Annotated in this window: 15 protein-coding genes and 1 riboswitch; of the genes, 8 read left to right on the top strand and 7 right to left on the bottom strand. The window is 71.6% G+C overall.

The features are described 5' to 3' along the window. Positions 1-6 precede the first annotated feature (6 nt). The 3 genes from Prubr_RS10855 to Prubr_RS10845 form a co-directional block, all read right to left on the bottom strand. Positions 7-1,542, bottom strand: a complete 1,536-nt coding sequence (locus Prubr_RS10855) for a DEAD/DEAH box helicase (RefSeq protein WP_343221685.1) — start codon at positions 1,540-1,542, stop codon at positions 7-9. A gap of 301 nt (positions 1,543-1,843) precedes the next feature. Next, a complete protein-coding gene (locus tag Prubr_RS10850; RefSeq protein WP_212824545.1) occupies positions 1,844-4,090 on the bottom strand; it encodes a hypothetical protein in 2,247 nt (748 codons plus the stop codon). 116 nt (positions 4,091-4,206) lie between these two features. Next, on the bottom strand, positions 4,207-5,754 hold the full coding sequence (locus Prubr_RS10845; RefSeq protein ID WP_212824543.1) for a C40 family peptidase: 1,548 nt from the start codon (positions 5,752-5,754) through the stop codon (positions 4,207-4,209). Between the two features lie 242 nt (positions 5,755-5,996). Here Prubr_RS10845 and mqnE point away from each other — a divergent pair, with 242 nt between their 5' ends. From mqnE to Prubr_RS10830, 3 genes are all read left to right on the top strand, one after another. Next, positions 5,997-7,166 (top strand): aminofutalosine synthase MqnE, encoded by a 1,170-nt coding sequence (gene mqnE / locus Prubr_RS10840; protein WP_212824540.1) that lies wholly within the window; start codon positions 5,997-5,999, stop codon positions 7,164-7,166. A 138-nt stretch (positions 7,167-7,304) separates the two neighbouring features. Then, positions 7,305-7,730: a hypothetical protein gene (locus tag Prubr_RS10835; RefSeq protein WP_212824538.1), complete on the top strand. Its 426-nt coding sequence runs from the start codon at positions 7,305-7,307 to the stop codon at positions 7,728-7,730. Between the two features lie 37 nt (positions 7,731-7,767). Then, positions 7,768-8,100 carry a DUF4229 domain-containing protein gene (locus Prubr_RS10830; protein WP_212824536.1) on the top strand — a complete coding sequence of 111 codons (333 nt, stop codon included), beginning with the start codon at positions 7,768-7,770 and terminating at the stop codon, positions 8,098-8,100. Between the two features lie 48 nt (positions 8,101-8,148). On the opposite strand, the gene Prubr_RS10825 is transcribed toward Prubr_RS10830, so the two are convergent. Further along, entirely contained in the window at positions 8,149-9,483 is a 1,335-nt protein-coding gene (locus Prubr_RS10825; RefSeq protein ID WP_212824534.1) for a C39 family peptidase, read from the bottom strand. 212 nt (positions 9,484-9,695) lie between these two features. Between Prubr_RS10825 and Prubr_RS10820 the strand changes: the two genes are divergently transcribed. The 4 genes from Prubr_RS10820 (at position 9,696) to Prubr_RS10805 (ending at position 15,172) form a co-directional block, all read left to right on the top strand. Continuing rightward, positions 9,696-11,561, top strand: coding sequence for a M14 family metallopeptidase (locus Prubr_RS10820; RefSeq protein ID WP_212824532.1), 1,866 nt, complete (start codon positions 9,696-9,698; stop codon positions 11,559-11,561). Positions 11,562-11,938: 377 nt separating this feature from the next. Further along, a riboswitch (cobalamin riboswitch) is annotated at positions 11,939-12,000 on the top strand. Between the two features lie 108 nt (positions 12,001-12,108). Further along, a complete protein-coding gene (locus Prubr_RS10815) occupies positions 12,109-13,044 on the top strand; it encodes an ABC transporter substrate-binding protein (RefSeq protein ID WP_212824530.1) in 936 nt (311 codons plus the stop codon). Positions 13,045-13,235: 191 nt separating this feature from the next. After that, entirely contained in the window at positions 13,236-14,270 is a 1,035-nt protein-coding gene (locus tag Prubr_RS10810) for a FecCD family ABC transporter permease (protein ID WP_212827852.1), read from the top strand. Between the two features lie 74 nt (positions 14,271-14,344). Then, positions 14,345-15,172, top strand: a complete 828-nt coding sequence (locus Prubr_RS10805) for an ABC transporter ATP-binding protein (protein ID WP_246568907.1) — start codon at positions 14,345-14,347, stop codon at positions 15,170-15,172. Between the two features lie 63 nt (positions 15,173-15,235). Here the strand turns inward: Prubr_RS10805 and Prubr_RS10800 are convergent, their stop codons facing one another. The 3 genes from Prubr_RS10800 to Prubr_RS10790 all read right to left on the bottom strand — a co-directional run bounded on the left by Prubr_RS10800 (position 15,236) and on the right by Prubr_RS10790 (position 17,291). Further along, a complete protein-coding gene (locus Prubr_RS10800) occupies positions 15,236-16,405 on the bottom strand; it encodes a serine hydrolase domain-containing protein (protein ID WP_246568542.1) in 1,170 nt (389 codons plus the stop codon). A 195-nt stretch (positions 16,406-16,600) separates the two neighbouring features. Further along, positions 16,601-16,921: a helix-turn-helix domain-containing protein gene (locus Prubr_RS10795; RefSeq protein WP_212824524.1), complete on the bottom strand. Its 321-nt coding sequence runs from the start codon at positions 16,919-16,921 to the stop codon at positions 16,601-16,603. Further along, on the bottom strand, positions 16,908-17,291 hold the full coding sequence (locus tag Prubr_RS10790; RefSeq protein ID WP_212824522.1) for a type II toxin-antitoxin system RelE/ParE family toxin: 384 nt from the start codon (positions 17,289-17,291) through the stop codon (positions 16,908-16,910). Before Prubr_RS10790 ends, Prubr_RS10795 begins: the two co-directional genes overlap by 14 nt. 221 nt (positions 17,292-17,512) lie before the next feature. On the opposite strand from Prubr_RS10790, the gene Prubr_RS10785 reads away from it, so the two are divergent. Further along, entirely contained in the window at positions 17,513-19,558 is a 2,046-nt protein-coding gene (locus Prubr_RS10785; RefSeq protein WP_212824520.1) for a HelD family protein, read from the top strand. Positions 19,559-19,641: the final 83 nt, after the last annotated feature.

Below are 19,641 nucleotides of genomic sequence, written 5' to 3'. Positions count from 1 at the left end.
GCAGGATCAGTGGGTACGACTGGGCCGCCGGTCCCCGAACCGCCGGTCGCCCTGGCGGCGGTCGTCCCGCGGCCGGTCGTCGCGGTGCGGCCGGTCGTCGCGCGGCCGGCCGTCGTAGGGCCGGTCGTCGCGGGGGCGGCCGTCGTGCCGGAACCCGCCACGGCGATCGGTGGGCCGCCAGTCGCCGCCCCGCTCGGCGCGACCTCCGCCGTCGCCGAACCGGCGTTCGCCACCCGGCCGGTCCCCGGCGGGACGATCGCCGCCGCGGAAGCGCCGGTCACCCTCCGGCCGGTCGCCGAAGCGGCGGTAGCCGCCGGACGGCCGGTCGCCGCGCGGACGCTCGGACCGGCGCGGCGCCGGCTCGTCGACCACGGGTACGCCGCTGGGCTCGCGTGCCCCGGTCAGCTCCGCCAGGGCGGGCTCACCGGCCCGGGTACGCGTCTCGACCGGCTCGACCCCGGCCTTGGTCAGCATCGCCAGCGTGGTGCGCCGCTGCTTGGGCAGCACCAGCGTGACGACCGCACCGGACTCGCCGGCCCGCGCGGTGCGTCCGGCCCGGTGCAGGTAGTCCTTCGGGTCCTTCGGCGGGTCGACGTGCACGACCAGTGAGACGCCGTCCACGTGGATGCCGCGGGCCGCCACGTCGGTGGCGACCAGCACGCTCGTCCGGCCCTCCTTGAACTCGGCGAGCGTCCGGGTGCGTACCCGCTGGGTCTTGCCGCCGTGCAGGGCGCCGGCCCGTACGCCGACCGCGGCGAGCTGGCCGACCAGCCGGTCCACCCCCATCTGCGTACGGGCGAACATCATGGTCCGGCCGGCCCGGGCGGCGATCGACGCGGCGACGGCGAACTTGTCGTGCGGCGGGATCAGCAGCAGGTGGTGGTCCATCGTGGACACCGCTGCGGTGGGGGGCGCGGTCGAGTGGGTGACCGGGTCGGTCATGAAGCGCTTGACCAGCGCGTCGACGTCGCCGTCCAGCGTGGCCGAGAACAGCAGCCGCTGGGCGTGCGCCGGGGTCTTGGCCAGCAGTTCGGTCACCTCCGGCAGGAAGCCCATGTCCGCCATCTGGTCGGCCTCGTCGAGCACGGTGATCTCGATCTCGTCGAGGTTGCACACCCCGCGCGCGATCAGGTCACCGAGTCGGCCCGGAGTGGCCACGATGATCTCCACGCCGCGCCGCAGCGAGTCGATCTGGCGGTCGTACGGCACGCCGCCGACGGCGGTCTTCAGGAACACCCCGAGGGCCCGGCCGAGCGGCATCAGCGCGTCGTTGACCTGCATCGCCAGCTCGCGGGTCGGCACCAGGACGAGGGCGCGCGGGTGCAGCGGCCGGGCCCGACCGCCGGCGGCGACGCGGGCCAGCATCGGCAGCCCGAAGGCCAGTGTCTTGCCCGAGCCGGTCTGCCCACGGCCCAGCACGTCCCGCCCGGCGAGCGCGTCGGGGACGGTGGCCCGCTGGATCTCGAACGGGGTGGTGATGCCTTCCCGGTGCAGTGCCCGCACGAGCGGTTCGGGCAGCCCGAGGGCGGCGAAGTCGTGGATCTGCGTCGGTGCGTCGGCGGGGGTCGCCTCAACCGGGTCGGCCGGGGTTTCGAAGACGGACGGAAACGTGCTGGGGTCAGCGAAGACTGTCAAGAAAACCTCTCAGAGCGGGGCGCTTCTTCGCGAATGGCCCGCCACGGCTGTCTGAGTGCCGTTGAACTGCCCGCAAGATCGCCCGTGGACATGCTCGTGGGCATGCCAGGTCAGTAATCGACATTAAGTGTACGACCAGTTGCCGCGAAGTGCCGCGCGACGCTCCTCCGGGTGGGCTGGCTCACCTGGAGATCACCGCCGGCCGCGGTCAGCCGCTCAGGACCCCGTCGAAGAGGGAACCGAAGATGTCGCCGGCCCCCAGCGCCACGATCAGCCCGACGGCGATCAGGATGCCCAGCCCGATGACGAGTACGACGACGACCTTCGCCGTGTTGCCCCTCGTGATCGGCTCGTCCATCCGCCCCTGGGCGAGGATGTGACCGGTCAGCGAACCGGTCTGCTCGATCGACTGACCGCCGGGAATGGCCACCGTCATGTGGCCGGCGCCCGGGCCGTCGCCGCCGTAGACCGTCCCGCCCGGTCGCTGCCCACGGGCCCACTGCCCGTACTCCGGCGAGGTGGGCACGTCGGTCCGGGGCGCCGGGCCGGCCGGTGTACCGCCGATCGGTGCCGGGTTGCCGGACGGGCCGGTCGCCGCGGGTACGCCGTACGGCGGGCTACCGGCCGGCGACGCCTGGAAGGGCGGGCGGCCCGGGTCGGCGGCTCGGTACGGCGGCGCGCTCGGCTGCGCCGCGCCGTACGGCGTACCGCCGTTGACCGGTGGCGGGGCGTACGGCGCGCCGCTGGTCGGCGGGGCGTACGGCGCGCCGTTGCTCGGCGGGGCGTACGGCGCGCCGCTGGTCGGCGGGCTGTACGGTGCGCCGCTGGTCGGGGTGCTCACGGGCGGGGCCGTGAAGGGGGCGGCGGCGTTCGGCGGCCCGCTCGTCGCAGTGGTCGGTGGAAGCGTGTAGGCCGGCAGCGACGTCGGTGGTGGCGGCGCGGTGGTCCGCACGGCCGGTGCCGTCGGGTCGGTCGGCTCCGGCCAGGCCGGGAGCGCCGGGGCTGGTACGACCGGCGGGGACGATGTCGGCTCACCCGGACCCGGCGGCACGGAGACCGCCCCGGCCGCCGCCGGCGGCGGCGGGAACGGCGGTGCCGGGTTGGGGCCGGGCCGTGGGGTCGGCGGGGTCGGCGGGATGGGGCCCGGTGTCGGTGCGGGCGGAACGGGTCCCGGAACTGGCCCGGGCGGGACAGGCCCGGGAACGGGGCCGGGCGGCGGTGCCGGCACCGGAGGTGCCGGCGTCGGGCCGGGCGGACCGGGCTGTTCGGGCCCCGGCGGTTGCAGCGGCTGTGGCGGTTCGGCGGGCGGGGGCGGCTGCACCGGCTCGCGCGGCCGGGCCGGGTCCGGCGGATCGGTGCGATCCGGGGTGGCTGCCCGGTAGACCCCTGCTCTGGCCGGGCCGGCGGCGACGGCGGTCCCGACCTCCTCGGCCGTGACGCGCCGCAGGCCCGGCACCGAGGCACTGGCCCGGGCCGGATCACCGGACACCGGTGCCCGCTGCGCCGGCACGAGCGGTGGGGCGGAGGTGAACGAGCTTTCGATCGGCGCCGCCGCGGTCGCGGGTGCGCCCGCTCCGCCCGAGACCGCCGACGCCGGGGATGCGGTTGTCGACGGTGTCGGGGGGCCGCTCACCGGCGTCGGGGCGGCCGTGTCCGCTGGCGTGGAAGAGCCGTCCCAGCCGGCGGCGAACGCCGACCACGGCGAGTCGGCCTCGGGAGCCTTCGGCTGGCGGCGCTGGAGAGGAGGCAGAGCAGACCGGGCGGCGTCGTCCGGTGGCTCCGGGGCGGGTGCCGCAGTGGCGGTCGCCGTGGCCGGCGGTACGTCGGCGGCCGGCGGCGTGGCGCTCTCGTTCCGGCTTTCGGGACCGGCCACGAGGCCCGGGTCGCCGGCCCGGTAGGTGCGTCCGGGCTGGGCCGGCGTGGCCACCCGGGCGATGTCTTCGGCGGAGGCGGTGGTGCCGGTCGAGACCGTGGCCCGCCCGACGACGGCGCGACCGGCGGCCGGCTGTCCCGTGGGCCGCTCGACCATCGGCCGCTCGGCCGTCGCGGGCACGGGCCCGGCGGGCGGCATCAGTGCGGGTGCCGGCGGAGCGGAAGTAACCGGTGGTGCGGAGACGACAGGTGGAGCGGAGACCGGTGGGGCGGAAACGACCGGTGGGGCGGAGGTCACCGGTGGGGCGGAGACGACCGGCCCGGCGGACGGAACCGGCTCGGGTGCGTCCAGGCCCGGCCACAGCGCGCCTGTCGTGGGCGGCGGGGGAGGCTCGTACAGGTCGGGCAGCTCCTCGGCCGGCGCATCCGGCAGCGTGGTGCCGACCGGGGGCGGCGGTGGCAGTGGCGGCAGGTCGGCAGCGGCCGCGGAATCGGCCGACGAGGGCGCCGGCTGTTCAGGGGCGATGCCGGCCGCCGCCGGCCGGGGCCGGTCCGCGTACGGCGGAACCCGCTCTTCGTCCATCAGTGCCTCCCGCGCCGACGCCCCACCCGCCTCCGGACGCCGGCAGCGGAGCGAACCTCACCGTCCACCGTGCCACATCACGGCGAACGAGCACAGCCGGAGTGCGACGGCTCCCGTCAGTGACCCGACGTCGAACTGGGGGTCGGTGACCCGCCGGACGGTGACCCACCGGACGGCGTCGCGCTCGCACTCTGGCCCGTCGAGGCGCTGGTGCTGGCCGAGGCGCTCGCGCTGGCCGACGTCGAGGCGCTGACGGTCGGTTCCGGGTGCGTCGTCGGACCGGGGGTGGTCGCGGTGGGGGTGGGGTCGGGGCTGGGCGATCCGGTGGTCGGACCCGGAGTCGGTGTGGTCGGGCCCGGAGTCGGGGTGGTGGGACGCGGCGTCGGGGTGGTCGGGCTCGGGGTCGGGGTGGTCGGCCGCGGCGTGGGGCTCGGGCTCGGGGAGGTCGGCGGCTTGTTCGGTGCCGGCACCGCGTCGAAGACCCGGGTGGCGGCGAAGAAACGCGACCACCAGACGGTCGAGACCTTGACCACGTCGCCGGTGGTCGGCGAGTGGACCATCTTGCCGTCGCCGATGTACATGCCGACGTGGTGGATGTCCTGCCACCTGCTGCTGGAGGAGAAGAAGAGCATGTCGCCGGGAAGGAGCGCGGTGCGGGCCACCGGCTTGTGCCGGGTGCCGTAGTACTGGTCGTTGGCGACCCGGTTCAGCGTGTGGCCGACCGACCGGTAGGCGGCCCACATCAGCCCGGAGCAGTCGAAGCGGTGCGGGCCCTCGGCCGCCCACTCGTAGGGCTTGCCCCGCTGGTTGAGGGCGTACTGGACGGCGCCGAGCGCCTTGGGGTGGGCGACCTTGCCGGCGACACTCTCGCTGCCGTCGTAGCCGGGGGCGAGCTGCTGCTCCCGGGCGTCCCGCTGCTGCTCGGCCACCACCAGCTGGGCCTGGTTCTGCTGCATCAGCGACTGGAGCGTCGCTTCCTGCTGGGTGTGCGTCGTTGCGAGGGTGTTGTATTGCCCGATCAGGCCCTGCGCGGTGGTGTTGGCGGCCAGGTAGGCCTGGTTGGCGGCCTGCTCGGCGGCGCGGGCGCGGGCGACCTCGCGGGCCGCGGTACCGGTGTCGGCGCCGGTCTGGGCGCCCTTCTGGATCCGGGAGAGGGCGCCGAGGCCGTGCAGGTCGGTGCCGAAGGTTCCGGGCGGCAGGGCCGCGGCGCCCTTGAGCGCGTCGGTGGCGCTCTGGTCGGCCAGGCTCTCGGCCCTGGCGAGATCCTCGCGGGCGGTGCGCAGGGTGGCTTCGGCGCTGGCGAGGGTGGTGGTGGCGGCGTCCCGGTCGATCTGGAGCTTGAGGAGCTGCTCGCTGATCCGGCCGTATTCGATCTGCTTGGCCATGATGTCGGCGGCCAGCGGGCCGTTGACGGCCGGCACGGTCGGCGTGTTGGTGCCGCCGGTCGGGGGCGTCGTGGTGCCGGGCAGCTGGAACGGGCCGGTCGGCAGCGGCCGGCTGCCGCTGTCCGGAATCGTCGTCGGCAGCGGTGGATCGGCGTAGGCGGGTGCGGCGATCGCCATCGTCGCGGCGGCGGCCAACAGCGCCGACCAGGCCACCGGTCGCAGGACGAAGCTGATCGGGCCGTCCTGTCGGTGCTGTCGCCTGGAGTTCTTCTTGGCCATCCCTGTGCCCCGTCCGGTGGGTAACCGCCACGCTGGTAGCGGGGCGAGGTGTGGGCGCCGTGCGGTCGCGGCGTCCCAATTTTTCTTACCGCACCGGCGCCACTCCTGTCGATCGGCTTGGGGGTAACAGGTACCTGAGAACTTGGTGAAGTGGGTCGCTGCCGGTGGCCGCGAGGTCGGCGGATCCACCGTCGGGACGTAGGCTCGGACCCGAAGAGGTGGCCGGAAGGGGCGTTGCGGGCATGGATGTCGGACGGAAGCGTGAGCTGGAGGAGAAGGTCTACGCGGGGGAGCGGCTGACCCGTGAGGACGGCGAGGCGCTCTACGACAGCGACGACCTGGCCTGGCTCGGCCGGCTGGCGCACCACCGTCGTACGGAGTTGAACGGCGATCGGGTGATGTTCAACGTCAACCGGCACCTCAACCTGACGAATGTCTGTAGTGCGTCCTGCGCCTACTGCTCATTCCAGCGCAAACCGGGCGAGAAGGATGCGTACACGATGCGCATCGAAGAGGCGGTCCGCAAGGCCAAGGAGATGGAGGACGAGCAGCTCACCGAGTTGCACATCGTCAACGGCCTGCACCCGACGCTGCCCTGGCGCTACTACCCGAAGGTCCTGCGGGAGCTGAAGGCCGCCCTGCCGAAGGTCAAGCTCAAGGCGTTCACGGCGACCGAGGTCCAGTGGTTCGAGAAGATCAGCGGCCTGCCGGCCAGCGAGATCCTCGACGAGCTGATGGACGCCGGGCTGGAGTCGCTGACCGGCGGTGGCGCCGAGATCTTCGACTGGGAGGTCCGCCAGCACATCGTCGACCATGCCTGCCACTGGGAGGACTGGTCCCGGATCCACCGGCTGGCCCACGAGAAGGGCCTGCGTACGCCGTCGACCATGCTGTACGGCCACATCGAGGAGCCGCGCCACCGGGTCGACCACGTACTGCGGCTGCGTGAACTCCAGGACGAGACCGGCGGCTTCACCGTCTTCATCCCGCTGCGCTACCAGCACGACTTCGTCGACTCCGCCGACGGCAAGATCCGGAACCGGATCCAGGCCCAAACGACGATGGCGTCCCCGGCCGAGTCGCTGAAGACCTTCGCCGTGTCGCGGCTGATGCTCGACAACATCCCGCACCTGAAGTGCTTCTGGGTGATGCACGGCCTGTCCGTGGCGCAGCTCTCGCTCAACTTCGGCGTCGACGACCTGGACGGTTCGGTCGTCGAATACAAGATCACTCACGACGCCGACTCGTACGGCACGCCCAACACCATGCACCGCGACGACCTGCTGCACCTGATCTGGGACGCCGGATTCCGGCCGGTCGAGCGGGACACCCGCTACAACGTGGTCCGCGAGTACGACGCCCCGCCGTCGCTCGCCGAGCGGCGGGCCGAACCGCAGCAGGTCTGGGCCTGATCGCACCGTTTCACCCGCCCGTGACCTGCCGGTCCGGGCGGGTGACCGGGCGCCGTCGCAGCCCGGCTACCCTCGACTGGTCATGAGTGAGCGAATCAGGTGGCCCAGACTCGTCCATGGCGGCCGTGGGCGGCCGTCGTGACCGACGAGACGAGCCCCACCTATCCCCGGCGGGACGCCGAGGGCCGCATCCAGCACCTGCCCGACCTGCTCGGGGTGGCGCTGGCCGGCCTGGTCATCGGCGTGCTCGCACTGGTCGTCTTCGACGCCGGCTTCGCGCTGCTCGGGTTCGGCGAGTTCGGCCGCGCCAACGGTTGGCTGGCGATCATCCTGCCGGCGTGGATCTTCGTCGAGGAGTTCCGGGCGTGGTCGTACGGCCCGGCCCGGATCGCGGCGGCGCTGGTCGCCGCCGCCGTCTCGATCACCGCCGGCCTGCTGGCCGCGGGCCTCGCCGAGGAACTTCCGCCGCTTGCCTCGGGTTCGATCGCTGCCGGAGTGTTCGCACTGGTCTACTCGTTGATCTGGTTCTACGGCGTCCGGTGGCTGACCCACCGGGTCGGTTGATCAAAGTTGTCATGAGCGAGCGTGGCGAGGAGATGTCATGAGTCCCGGGGTTAAGTACACGCTTGGCCGGCTCGGGTTGTTCCTGGCGGTCGCGCTGGTGCTGTGGCCGGTTCCGCTCAACCTGTTCGTCAAGCTGATGCTGGCGGTGATCATCTCGGCGGCGCTCGCCTTCTTCCTGCTGCGCGGACTGCGCGACCAGATGGCGGAACAACTGTCCGACAACGTCACGCGGCGCCGGACCGAGAAGGAGAAGCTGCGCTCGGCGCTGGCCGGCGACGACCAGGCCGCCGGGACCACGCCCGCCGCGGGCACCGCCTCGACGGACGAGGCGCCGGCCGGCAAGCGGTCGCCGGACGGTCGGGACGACTGACGTACGGGTGGGCCCGGCGCGGGCATCGTTGACCGCGCCGGACCACGCTCACCAGTTGGTCGAGCCGGCGACCTTCGGCCAGGGCTTCCACCAGGGCTTGATCAGATAGGCGATGCCGCCGGAACCGCCGGACACGCCGCCGCTGGCGTTGATCCGCTTGGTCCGCAGCCAGATCTGCTCGAACTGCTCGCGCTGGTAGACGTTGCGTACCTCGGCGTTCGTCGACGAGGCCGGGTCGTTGACGATCACGTCGCCGTCGGCGGTGAAGCCGACGATCGTGAACAGGTGTCCCGATGTGCCGTAGTTGGAGCCGTCGAGTTCGTTCGCGAGGAACGACTGCGAGGTGACCACCGGCAGGCCGGCCTTGATGAAGTGCTCCACCTCGTCGAGCGAGTGCAGCCGGGTGACCCGGGCGTCGATGCCCGGGAACGTCGCCGCGTACGCGGTGTTGAACGGCCAGTTGCCCGCCCCGCCGTACGCGTAGTCCCAGGTCATCCGGGCGGCGTGGGCGATCTGCGGGTCGGTGTAGCCGGGCGTGATCCAGGACATGTCCGCCGTGGACGGTCCGCGCCCGTGGTATTCGAGCACCATCGTGGTGGACGTGGGGCTGCACCAGACCTGCCCGCCGCCGCCCCACTCGGGGTAGTTGCCGCGGTGGATCATCTGTGACCGGGGTGGCACGGCGAGTTCTCGGCCCCAGGCGATGCCCCCGGCGCTCGGCGTGACGGTGAACCGGTCGGGCACGTACGAGCTCATCGCGCCGAGCATGAACACCCGCGGCGACTGCCACTGGTCCGGCGCCCGGTAGAGGGTCAGCCGGAGCTGGTAGGCGGTCAGCATCACGTTGTTCGCGACGTCGTCGATCGAGAACGTGTCGGTCCAGATCGTCGACCAGGGGTCGCCCTGGCGGTTGACGCTGGTCCGCTTGATGTCCTCGTCGCCGGAGGCCCAGCGGCCCATGACGTACCAGGGGGTCTGGCCCCCGGTGTTGTAGGTGCCCTGCAGTTCGATCTGGATCCAGGTGCCGTCAGGGGTGACGGCGTTCCAGGACGGAACGAGTTCGCTGGCCTCGAAGCCGACCTGGGTCACCGGTGAGGTCCAGGTGGCGTACTTCCAGGTCCGGGTCTCGCCGCTGTGCGGGTCGGCGTACTCGGTGGTGCCGGCCGGGTTGAGCATCGTGATGCCGGTGCGCAGGCCGGGCAGGGCGACGGTGCCCCGGTGGGTGCCGCCGCGCCAGTCGCGGTAGCTGGACCACTCCTGGTAGGTGATCTGCTCGTCGTGGCTCGCGGGGGTGCCGGTCGCCTGCGCGGGGACGGCCGGGACGAGGAGGGCGGACGCGGTGACGCCGGCAACGGCGACCGCGCGGAGACGTGGTCTGACCATGGAGGCTCCGCAGTTAGTCGGTGGTCGATATCTGACCGCCACTATCCCGTCTGGAGAGATTTTTCGCCAGACCCCTTCGGTTGGAAAATCTTTGCCGGCGTGACGATCACTCTGGCATGGAACAGAGAGTGATCCATGTTGATATGACCATGTGGTGGGTGGTGCAGTGATGCATCGACAAGCGGGATCCTCCGCACTCCCAGGAGGTTTGTATGCCGTTGCGCACCCCCGGACCGACGCGCCGGGCCGCCACCATCGCCACCGCCCTCGCGGTCGGCCTGTTCGCGGTGGTCAGCCCGGTGTCGGCCGAGCCCCGGCCGGAAACCGCCGCCGGCGGCAGTACCACCGAGTACCGGGTCATCGGCCCCCACGACCTCGCCGACCGCAACGCGGTCGCGCGTACCGGCGCCTCGATCGACTACGTCGAACACGGCCGGATCCACGTGTCGGCCACCCCCGACGAGGCCAAGGCCATCGCCGCCCTGGGCTTCGAACTCGAGGCCGTACCGGCACCGCCCGAGCGGGGAACCGGAGCCGGCACCAACGCCTTCCCACCCGCCGACTCCAACTACCACGACTACGCCGAACTCATCGCCGTCGTGAACAAGGTGGTCGCCGACCATCCGACCATCGCCCGCAAGAGCAGCATCGGTACGTCGTACGAGGGGCGGGACCTGCCGGTCATCAAGATCTCGGACAACGTCGCCACCGACGAGAACGAGCCGGAGATCCTCTTCAACTCCCAGCAGCACGCCCGCGAGCACCTGACCGTCGAGATGGCGATCTACCTGCTCAACCTCTTCACCGACAACTACGGCAGCGACTCGCGGATCACCAACATCGTCAACAGCCGCGAGATCTGGATCGTCCCCACCGTCAACCCCGACGGCAGCGAGTACGACATCGCCACCGGCTCCTACCGCTCGTGGCGCAAGAACCGCCAACCCAACAGCGGATCCTCGTACGTCGGCACCGACCTCAACCGCAACTGGGGCTACAACTGGGGCTGCTGCGGCGGCTCGTCCGGCTCCACGTCGTCGGACACCTACCGCGGTCCGTCGGCCTTCTCCGCCCCCGAGACGGCGGCGCTGCGCAACTTCGTCAACGGCCGCGTCGTCGGCGGCGTGCAGCAGATCAAGGCCAACATCGACTTCCACACCTACTCCGAACTGGTCCTCTGGCCGTTCGGCTACACCACCGCCAACACCGCCCCCGGCCTCAACGCCGACCAGCAGGCGGTCTTCCAGACCATCGGCCAGCAGATGGCGGCCACCAACGGCTACACCCCCGAACAGTCGTCCGACCTCTACATCACCGACGGCGACAGCATCGACTGGATGTGGGGCCAGCACGGCATCTGGGCGTACACCTTCGAGATGTACCCCGGCTCGGCCGGCGGTGGCGGCTTCTACCCGCCCGACGAGGTCATCCCCGCCCAGACCTCCCGCAACCGCGAAGCGGTGCTGATCCTCGCCGAGTACGCCGACTGCCCGTACCGGGCCACCGGCAAGCAGGCCCAGTACTGCGGTGGAAACCCCGGCACCACGGTCTGGTCCGACACCTTCGAGACCGCGACCGGCTGGACCATCAACCCGAACGGCACCGACACCGCCACCTCCGGCGCCTGGGAACGCGGTACGGCACAGCCGACCAACTCCTCCGGCGCCAAGCAGCTCGCCCCGTTCGCCGGCAGCAACAACCTGGTCACCGGGCGGCTCGCCGGCACCTCGGCCGGTGACTACGACGTCGACGGCGGCGTGACCAGCGCCCAGTCCCCGGCGGTCACCCTGCCCGCCAGCGGGACACTGACCCTGACCGCGAACTGGTACCTGGCCCACGGCTCCAACTCGTCGTCGGCCGACTACTTCCGGATCAGCGTCGTACACAGCGGCGGCACGACCCAGCTGCTCAACGTCAACGGAGCGGCGAGCAACCGCAACGGCAGCTGGGCGACGGCCAACCTCAACCTGACCCCGTACGCCGGACAGTCGGTGCGGATCCTGGTCCAGGCCGCCGACGCCTCCGGAGCCAGCCTCGTCGAGGCGGCCGTCGACAACGTGAGTGTTGTTAGTTCTTGATTTTCTCAGGAGGTGGTTCTTGGCGGGCAAAGCCCGCCCGCCAAGAACCACCTCAGGTCAAAACCCGGACGGGCAGGGCGGGCATACCCCGCCCACCCAGCCCTTGGGGAGTTCGCGCGGGCAAAGGGCGCCCGCGCGAACTCCCTCTGGCCTTGTCACCCTGATGAGGGTCGGTGATTGGGCTTGTCACCCTTGACGCGGACCGGCTATCAGTTGGTCACCCTGATCGGGACCGGGTTTGGCCGGTCGTCCCGGTCGTGGGTCGGGCCGCCGTTGGTGGGTGTGCTCAGGGCGCCCTGCTCTGGTGAGTTGCTGGACACGGTTCTGGGGCGGGTCGAGGGGTTTGCGTTACCGTGCTAGCGACCGTCCGCAGCGAAGCCGGTGTGATTCCGGCGCTGTCCCGCAACTGTGATGCCCCCGCGTGGGGGGACGAGCCAGGTCGCCTGCGCCGGTCGCGAACCGCGCTCTCGAGGAAGGGTGCCTCGCGGGCGGGGCGCCCAACAACCCTGTCGGCGATGCAACACAGCCTCGACCGACAGGAGGAACGATGTCCAGACGTACCCGGATGTTGGCCACGGCGTTCGCCGCCGCGGTCGCCGTGGCCCTCGGCGCCTGCGCGGGCGGCTCCGGCGACGACGAGCCCGCCGGCCAGCCGAGCGAGAACGCCACCTACCCGGTCACCGTCGGCACGGTAACGCTCGACCAGCGGCCGGAGAAGATCGTCGCGCTGTCGCCCTCGGCGACCGAGATACTTTTCGCGATCGGCGCCGGGTCGCAGGTGACCGCCGTCGACGACAACTCGAACTACCCGCCCGATGTACCCAAGGGCGAACTGTCCGGGTTCAACCCGAACGCCGAGGCGATCGCCGCGGAGGCGCCCGACCTGGTGGTGATCTCCAACGACACCAACAAGATCGTCGAGCAGCTCACCAGGCTCCAGATCCCGGTGTACGTCGCGTCCGCCGCGACCACCCTCGACGACACGTACCGGCAGATCCGCGAACTCGGCACCCTCACCGGGCACCCGGACGCCGCCGACGACCTGGCCACCCGCGTCGCCGACGACATCGCCAAGCTGGTCAAGGACGTACCGCAGCGGTCCGAGAAGCTGACGTACTACTACGAACTCGACCCGACCTACTACACGGTGACCAGCAAGACGTTCATCGGCTCGCTGTTCACCCTCGTCGGCCTGGAGAACGTCGCCGACCCGGCCGACCCGGACGGCGCCAACGGCGGCTACCCGCAGCTCGGTCTCGAAGCGCTCTTCAGCGCCGACCCCGACTTCGTCTTCCTCGCCGACGTCAAGTGCTGCCAGCAGTCCGCCGAGACGGTCAAGGCCCGGCCCGGCTGGGCCGATCTGACCGCGGTCAAGAACAACCAGATCGTCGCGCTCGACGACGACATCGCGTCCCGCTGGGGCCCGCGCGTCGTCGACCTCGTACGCGCCATCGTCGACGCGGTCAGCAAGGTCCCCGCGTGACGTTGCGCCAACCGGCGGGTTCCTCCCGGTCCGCGTTCGCGGGCCGGGGAAAACCTGCCGGGGTGGGACCGGCCGGCCGGTCCCACCCCGAGCCGGCGTCTGGTGCGGACCGCCCAGGCAAGGGCTCGCCGGCCGGCCTCCGCCGGCCTGGCCGGCGGTCCGGGGCGGCTGCCGGGCAACGGCCGGCCGGGCTGCGGCCCGGCTGGCTGGTCGCCGGATTCGCCGCCGTGCTGGTCGCCGCCGTAGCCGGCCTCGCCTTCGGACCGGTGAGCCTGCCGCCGCTGAGCGTCGCGGCCGAGCTGCTGAACCTCGTCCCGGGCGCCGAGATCGACAGTGGACTCACCGCGCGCGAAGCCGCCATCGTCACCGAACTCCGGCTGCCCCGCGTCGTGCTCGGCCTGCTCGTCGGCGGCATGCTCGCCCTCGCCGGCGGCTGCTACCAGGGTGTCTTCCGTAACCCGCTGGCCGACCCGCACCTGCTCGGCGTCGCCGCCGGCGCCGGCCTCGCCGTCACCGCCGTCATCGCCCTGCGTCCCGCCACGACCGGCGACGCGACCGCCGGCCTGCCGGTCACCGTGCCGCTCGCCGCGTTCGTCGGCGCCGTCGGCGCGGTACTGCTCACCTACCTGCTCGGCGTCGCCGGCGGCCGCGACCGCAGCCCCGCCACCCTCATCCTCGCCGGCGTCGCCGTCTCCGCGTTCCTCGCCGCCGGCCAGACGTACCTGCTCCAGCAGAACGCGGACAGCATCCGCGAGGTCTACTCCTGGCTGCTCGGCCGGGTCGCCACCGCCGGCTGGCACGACGTGCTGATCGTGCTGCCGTACGCCGCGGTCACCGCCGCGATCGTGCTTCTGCACCGGCGCGAACTCGACGTGCTCTCGGTCGGCGACGAGGAGGCCGCCAGCCTCGGCCTGCATCCGCAACGCTCCCGCTATCTGCTGCTGGCCGCCGCGTCGCTGGGCACCGCCGCCGCCGTCTCGGTCTCCGGCCTGATCGGCTTCGTCGGGATCATCGTCCCGCACGCCGTACGGCTGCTTGCCGGGACCAGCTACCGGGCCATCCTGCCGCTGTCGATGCTCTTCGGCGGTGCTTTCCTCGCGCTGACCGACCTGGCGGCCCGTACGGTCGCCGCCCCCGCCGAGATCCCGATCGGCGTGGTGACCGCGTTCTTCGGCGCGCCGTTCTTCGTGCTCGTCCTGCGCCGCGCGAAGCGGGTGTCGGTGTGACGGCGCCGGGTGTGCCGGCGGCGCCGGCGCCGGGGGAGCGGACGGCGTCCCGACCGGGGCCGGTCGCCGTCGAGGTGACCGGGCTCTGCGTCGACCTTTCCGGCAACCGGATCGTCGACCGCGTCGACCTCACCGTGCACACCGGCGAGTGGGTCACCGTCATCGGCCCCAACGGGGCCGGCAAGTCGACCCTGTTGCGCGCCGTCGGCGGCCTGCTGCCGGCCACCGGCGGCATCGCGCTGTTCGGTACGCCGGCCACCGCGCTCCGCCGTCGGGACCGGGCCCGGATCGTGGCCACCGTGGTGCAGATGCCGGCCGTACCGCCGGGCATGACAGTCCTCGACTACACGCTGCTCGGCCGTACGCCGTACATCCCGCCGCTCGGTCGGGAGTCGGCCGTCGACCTGGCGGCGGTCCGGGACGTACTCGGGCAACTGGATCTCGGTCGGTTCGCCGACCGGCAGCTCGCCACCCTGTCCGGCGGTGAGCGCCAGCGGGTCTTCCTGGCCCGGGCGCTGGCCCAGGGTGCCACCCTGCTGCTGCTCGACGAACCGACCAGCGCGCTCGACATCGGGCACCAGCAGGAGGTGCTCGAACTCGTCGACCAGCTCCGCCGCGACCACGGTCTGACCGTGCTCGCCACGATGCACGACCTGTCGCTGGCCGGCGAGTACGCCGACCGGATGGTGCTGCTCGCCGACGGTCGGGTCGTCGCGGCCGGTCCGCCGCAGGACGTGCTCACCGAGGACCTGCTCGCGACCCACTACCGGGCCCGGGTGCGGGTCATCCCCGGCGACCACGGCCCACTCGTCGTACCGGTCCGGCCGACGTCGCCCGTCCAGGTCGCCGATCAAGGGGATGCTGTGGACATTCCGTCTCGCCCAGGGCACGACAAGACCTAGAACGACGGAACCGGGGGCGCCCCGCCATAGCGGAACACCCCCGGGAACGGTCGGCCGGGACGGTCAGTCCGTCGCGGAGGTGAACCTCGGCGCCGCGTCGATGGCCGGAGTGAACAGCTGTACCGGCTGCTCGGACCGCAGCGTCGACGGACCGGCCGAGTTCGTGCCGCACAGAGCCGTGACCAGGGTGTTCACCAGCGCTTGCGTGATCGGGTCCGGCTGACCCGGCAGTTGGTAGTGCGTCATGTTCTGCATCAACGTGAACTGCCTCATCCCGTCGGGCGAGTGCAACGAGATCGCGTTGTGGCCGAACACCTGCCCGTCGTGACCCCACACCGTGCCGCACGGCAGCACGTTGTTGTACAGGCCCAGGCCGTAGCCACCCGCCTCGGGGTACTCGGGGACGAACGGAACCGTTTTCTGCATCTCGGCGAGTTCCGCCGGCCGCAGCAGCTTGCCGGTGAGCAGCGCCCGGTAGAACCTGTTCACGTCGGCGGTGGTGGAGACCAGCTCACCGGCCATCCAGGCCCACGACATGTTGAAGGTGCTGAAGTCACGCAGCTCGGTCTCGGACCACGGAACGTACGCCTTGGCGTGCGGCAGCAGGATGCGCGGCGTCCGACCCGGGAAGTACGTCTGCCACAGCCCGGTCGGCCAGATCACCCGACGGCTGATCTCCAGCGCGGCCGGCAGCCTCGTGACCTTCTCCAGGATCAGGCCGGCGAGGATGTAGTTGGTGTTCGAATAGACGTGCCGCTCGCCGGGTGCGTTCGTCGGCGACATGTCCAGGCCGATGCGGGCCAGCTCACGCGGCTGGAACGTCCTGGTCTGGCCCGCCAGGAGCTGCTCGGGCGTGGCGAAGATGGCGTTGGTGTAGTTGCCGATGCCGCTGGTGTGGTTGAGCAACATCCGTACGGTGACGCCCTCGCGTCCCAGGTCGGGCAGGTAGCGGCCGACCGGCGCGTCGAGGTCGAGCCGGCCCTCACCGACGAGTTGGAGCAGCGCGACGGCGGTGAAGGTCTTGGTGATGCTGCCCACCCGGTGCTGGTAGGTGGGGCGGATCTTGCGGTTGGTGTCGAGGTCGGCAACCCCGCTGGCCCGCGACCAGCGGCCGTTGCCGTCCCGGACCTCCGCGAACGTGCCGACCATGCCGGCCGCGGTAATCCGGTCCAGCCCGGCCTGCAGGTCGTCGGCCGGCGCGGCCACGGCCGGCGAGCCGGTGGCGACGAGCACCACGCTCAGTGTTGCCGCGCACGCCGCGGCAAAGATCTTCCGGTACGGATTTCGCACATGTCCTCCCCAGTGGACGACGGATCCGACATGATCCATCTTTCCGTTACCCGGGGCGGCGCGACTCCTACCACCTGGTGATCGATCGGTCCTCCCCAGGTGGGAGGACGGCCCGGTCCCGCCGGACGAGTCACGACCTCAGGCGACCTTCAGTTGTTCGTCGCCGAAGTCGGCGATCAGCATGAGAGTGCCGCCGAGCGCCGTGATGTATCGGCCCAGTACGTCCTGGGTGGAGACGTTCCCGGCCTCGATCTGGGATATCCGTGCGACGGACACTCCCATCCGGGAGGCAACCTGCTCCTGGGTCATCCCGCGACGCTTTCGGAGCTCGGCCAGTCGCCAGCCGCGAGCCTGATCGAGCATCTCGCCGACTGCCGCGTCGAAGGCTTTCTGCCCGCCGGCAGTCTCGACTGCGCGCTCGAGGTGGCCACTCTCCCGCCACCGCTTAACGCCGCTCATGGTCGATCTCCTTCTCTCGCTCCTTCAAGTATGTGTCGTACAGGTGCTCTGCCTCGGGTATGGCTTCGCGGTACCACCGATTCCACTGGCCGGACTTGTCGCCGGCGATGAGCAGGATCGCGGAGCGCCAAGGGTCGAAGGCAAACAGGATCCTGATCTCGCTCCGACCGACCGACGGCGGTCGAAGCTCCTTCATGTTGGTGATCCGTGACGCGGTGATGCTGTCGACGAGCGGTCTTCCCTCGCCCGGACCGTTGTGTTCCAGGACGAGGATGGCTTGATTCACCAGTCGGTGGCTGTCCCGATCCTCCGCATGAAGAGCGTCAAGGAAGTTCTCGACCTGCGTGGTCATGAGAATCTCCCACTCCATTGGCCACCCCGTAGTTAACAATATCCTTAACACGTGGTGGTGCTGGTCGGCAACTGCATCAGGGTCACCTTCCGAGGTGAAAAAGGTTGACCGCGACCGCTCGACTGGTCGTAAAGTGGTTCGCTCGTGCGTGGCGTCGCCGCGCCGGGCACTGCCGGTACCGCTGTCGCGGGAGGCCGGGCGGCCCAGGTCATACATCGACCCGGGAGGTGCCGAGCCCGATGCCGTCCACCGAACTTGATGTCCAGCTCGACCACGAGCGCGCCCATCTGGCCACATCCCGCGCCGCGTTGCACGCGATGCGGCTGCGGGCCGAGCAGCTCTACGCCAGCGGTGCGTCGATCGCCGGCGATCCGTTCGCCGCCGAGACGTTGGGCATCGCGCTGGCCAAGCGGGTTGCCGAGCTGGCCGACGATCCGAGCACCCCGCTGTTCTTCGGCCGCCTGGACCTCGGGCCCGAGAAACGTCTGGACCCTGTCCCGGACGACGGAGCGACCGCCGGCCGGTTCCACATCGGGCGCCGGCACGTCACCGACGCGCTCGGAGAGCCGCTGGTCCTGGACTGGCGGGCGCCGGTCAGCCGGGCCTTCTACCGGGCCAGTGCCCGCGATCCGCAGGGCGTACGGGTCCGGCGCCGGTTCGGGTTCGCCGGCGGCGAGCTGACCAGCTTCGAGGACGAGCGGCTGGACCGGGGCGAGGAACTGGGCACCACCAGCCGGATTCTCATCGAGGAGATCGAGCGACCGCGCGTCGGTCCGATGCGGGACATCGTCGCCACCATCCAGCCGGAGCAGGACGAACTCGTCCGCGCCGACCTCGACACGTCGATCTGCGTACAGGGGGCGCCCGGCACCGGCAAGACCGCCGTCGGGCTGCACCGGGCGGCGTACCTGCTCTATCTGCACCGTGAGCGGCTGCGTAAGTCCGGTGTGCTGATCGTGGGACCGAACCAGGCGTTCCTCGGCTACATCGCCGCCGTCCTGCCCGCTCTCGGTGAGCTGGAGGTGAAGCAGTCGACGATCGACGATCTGATCGCCCGGGTGCCCGTACGCGGCACCGACCCGGTGGCGACCGAGGGGGTCAAGCACGATCCGCGGATGGCCACCGTGCTGCACCGGGCCCTTTGGGCGCGGCTGGCCCGACCGGCCGGCCCGATCCAGGTTTCCGACGGCGCCTACCGGTGGCGGATCGACGAAGGCGTCCTGCGCCGGCTGGTCGACGACGTACGGCGCGAGGACCTGCCGTACACGCTGGGCCGGGAGCGGATCCGGGCCCGTACGGTGGCGCTGCTGCAGCGCCAGGCCGAATCGCGTAGCGGCGAGTCGCCGCCGGAGTCGTGGCAGCGCCGGATGGGCAAGGCCCGGCCGGTGGTGGAGTTCCTCGACGCCTGCTGGCCGGCGGTGACGCCGGAGGCGCTGGTCTTCGAACTGCTCACCGATCCGCAACTGCTCGGCCGGGCGGCCGACGGGGTGCTCACCGCCGAGGAGCAGGCCGTCCTGGTCTGGCCGAAACCGCCCCGTACGGTCCGCAGCGCGAAATGGAGCACGGCCGATCTGGTGCTTCTCGACGAGGCGGCCGGACTGCTGGAACGCCAGCCGAGCGTCAGCCACATCGTGCTCGACGAGGCGCAGGACCTTTCCCCGATGCACTGTCGGGCCATCGCCCGACGTACGACGCACGGCTCGATCACCCTGCTCGGCGATCTCGCCCAGGGCACCGCGCCCTGGGCCGCGGCGGACTGGACCGAGTCGCTGCGACACCTCGGCAAACCCGACGCCGCGGTCATTCCGCTGACGACCGGGTTCCGGGTGCCGGAGGCGGTGGTCGCGTTGGCGAACCGGCTGCTGCCGGCCCTGGAGGTCGACGTACCGCCGGCGGTGTCGCTGCGCCACGACGGCGAGTTGGCCGTACGTGCCGTCGGTGACCTTGCCGCCGCGGTCGTCGACGAGGTACGGGCCGCGTCGGCGTACCCGGGGTCGGTCGGGCTGATCGCCGCCGACCGGCAGATCCCGGCGCTGCGGGCGGCGCTGGACGCGGCCGGTGTGCGGACCGCCGGCCTCGCCGACCCGGACGACGGTGCGGTCACGGTGGTGCCCGCCACCCTGGCCAAGGGCCTCGAGTACGACCACGTCGTCGTCGCCGAACCGGCGGCGATCGTGGCCGCCGAGCCGCGCGGCCTGCACCGGCTCTACGTCTGCCTGACCCGGGCCGTCTCCCGCCTGAGCGTGCTGCACACCGAGCCGCTACCGGCCGTGCTGACCAGCTGAGTCGGGTTCGACCGCGGGCACGTACCGGCCTGGAGGCACGAGTCTGCGGGGCGTATCGCGGCGTACGGGGCGGGCGCGGGATC

The organism is Polymorphospora rubra (genome assembly GCF_018324255.1).
Taxonomy (GTDB): Bacteria; Actinomycetota; Actinomycetes; order Mycobacteriales; family Micromonosporaceae; genus Polymorphospora; species Polymorphospora rubra.
Note: the sequence above shows the minus strand (reverse complement) of the source record. Positions and strands in the feature narration are given on the sequence as shown.

What these genes read in the sequence shown, in the direction of transcription:
- mqnE (WP_212824540.1), top strand. Translation starts at nt 5,997, where the DNA reads ATGGATGTCGGACGGAAGCGTGAGCTGGAGGAGAAGGTCTACGCGGGG.
- Prubr_RS10825 (WP_212824534.1), bottom strand. Translation starts at nt 9,483, where the DNA reads ATGGTCAGACCACGTCTCCGCGCGGTCGCCGTTGCCGGCGTCACCGCG.
- Prubr_RS10850 (WP_212824545.1), bottom strand. Translation starts at nt 4,090, where the DNA reads ATGGACGAAGAGCGGGTTCCGCCGTACGCGGACCGGCCCCGGCCGGCG.
- Prubr_RS10790 (WP_212824522.1), bottom strand. Translation starts at nt 17,291, where the DNA reads ATGGAGTGGGAGATTCTCATGACCACGCAGGTCGAGAACTTCCTTGAC.
- Prubr_RS10830 (WP_212824536.1), top strand. Translation starts at nt 7,768, where the DNA reads ATGAGTCCCGGGGTTAAGTACACGCTTGGCCGGCTCGGGTTGTTCCTG.
- Prubr_RS10785 (WP_212824520.1), top strand. Translation starts at nt 17,513, where the DNA reads ATGCCGTCCACCGAACTTGATGTCCAGCTCGACCACGAGCGCGCCCAT.
- Prubr_RS10815 (WP_212824530.1), top strand. Translation starts at nt 12,109, where the DNA reads ATGTCCAGACGTACCCGGATGTTGGCCACGGCGTTCGCCGCCGCGGTC.
- Prubr_RS10795 (WP_212824524.1), bottom strand. Translation starts at nt 16,921, where the DNA reads ATGAGCGGCGTTAAGCGGTGGCGGGAGAGTGGCCACCTCGAGCGCGCA.
- Prubr_RS10845 (WP_212824543.1), bottom strand. Translation starts at nt 5,754, where the DNA reads ATGGCCAAGAAGAACTCCAGGCGACAGCACCGACAGGACGGCCCGATC.
- Prubr_RS10820 (WP_212824532.1), top strand. Translation starts at nt 9,696, where the DNA reads ATGCCGTTGCGCACCCCCGGACCGACGCGCCGGGCCGCCACCATCGCC.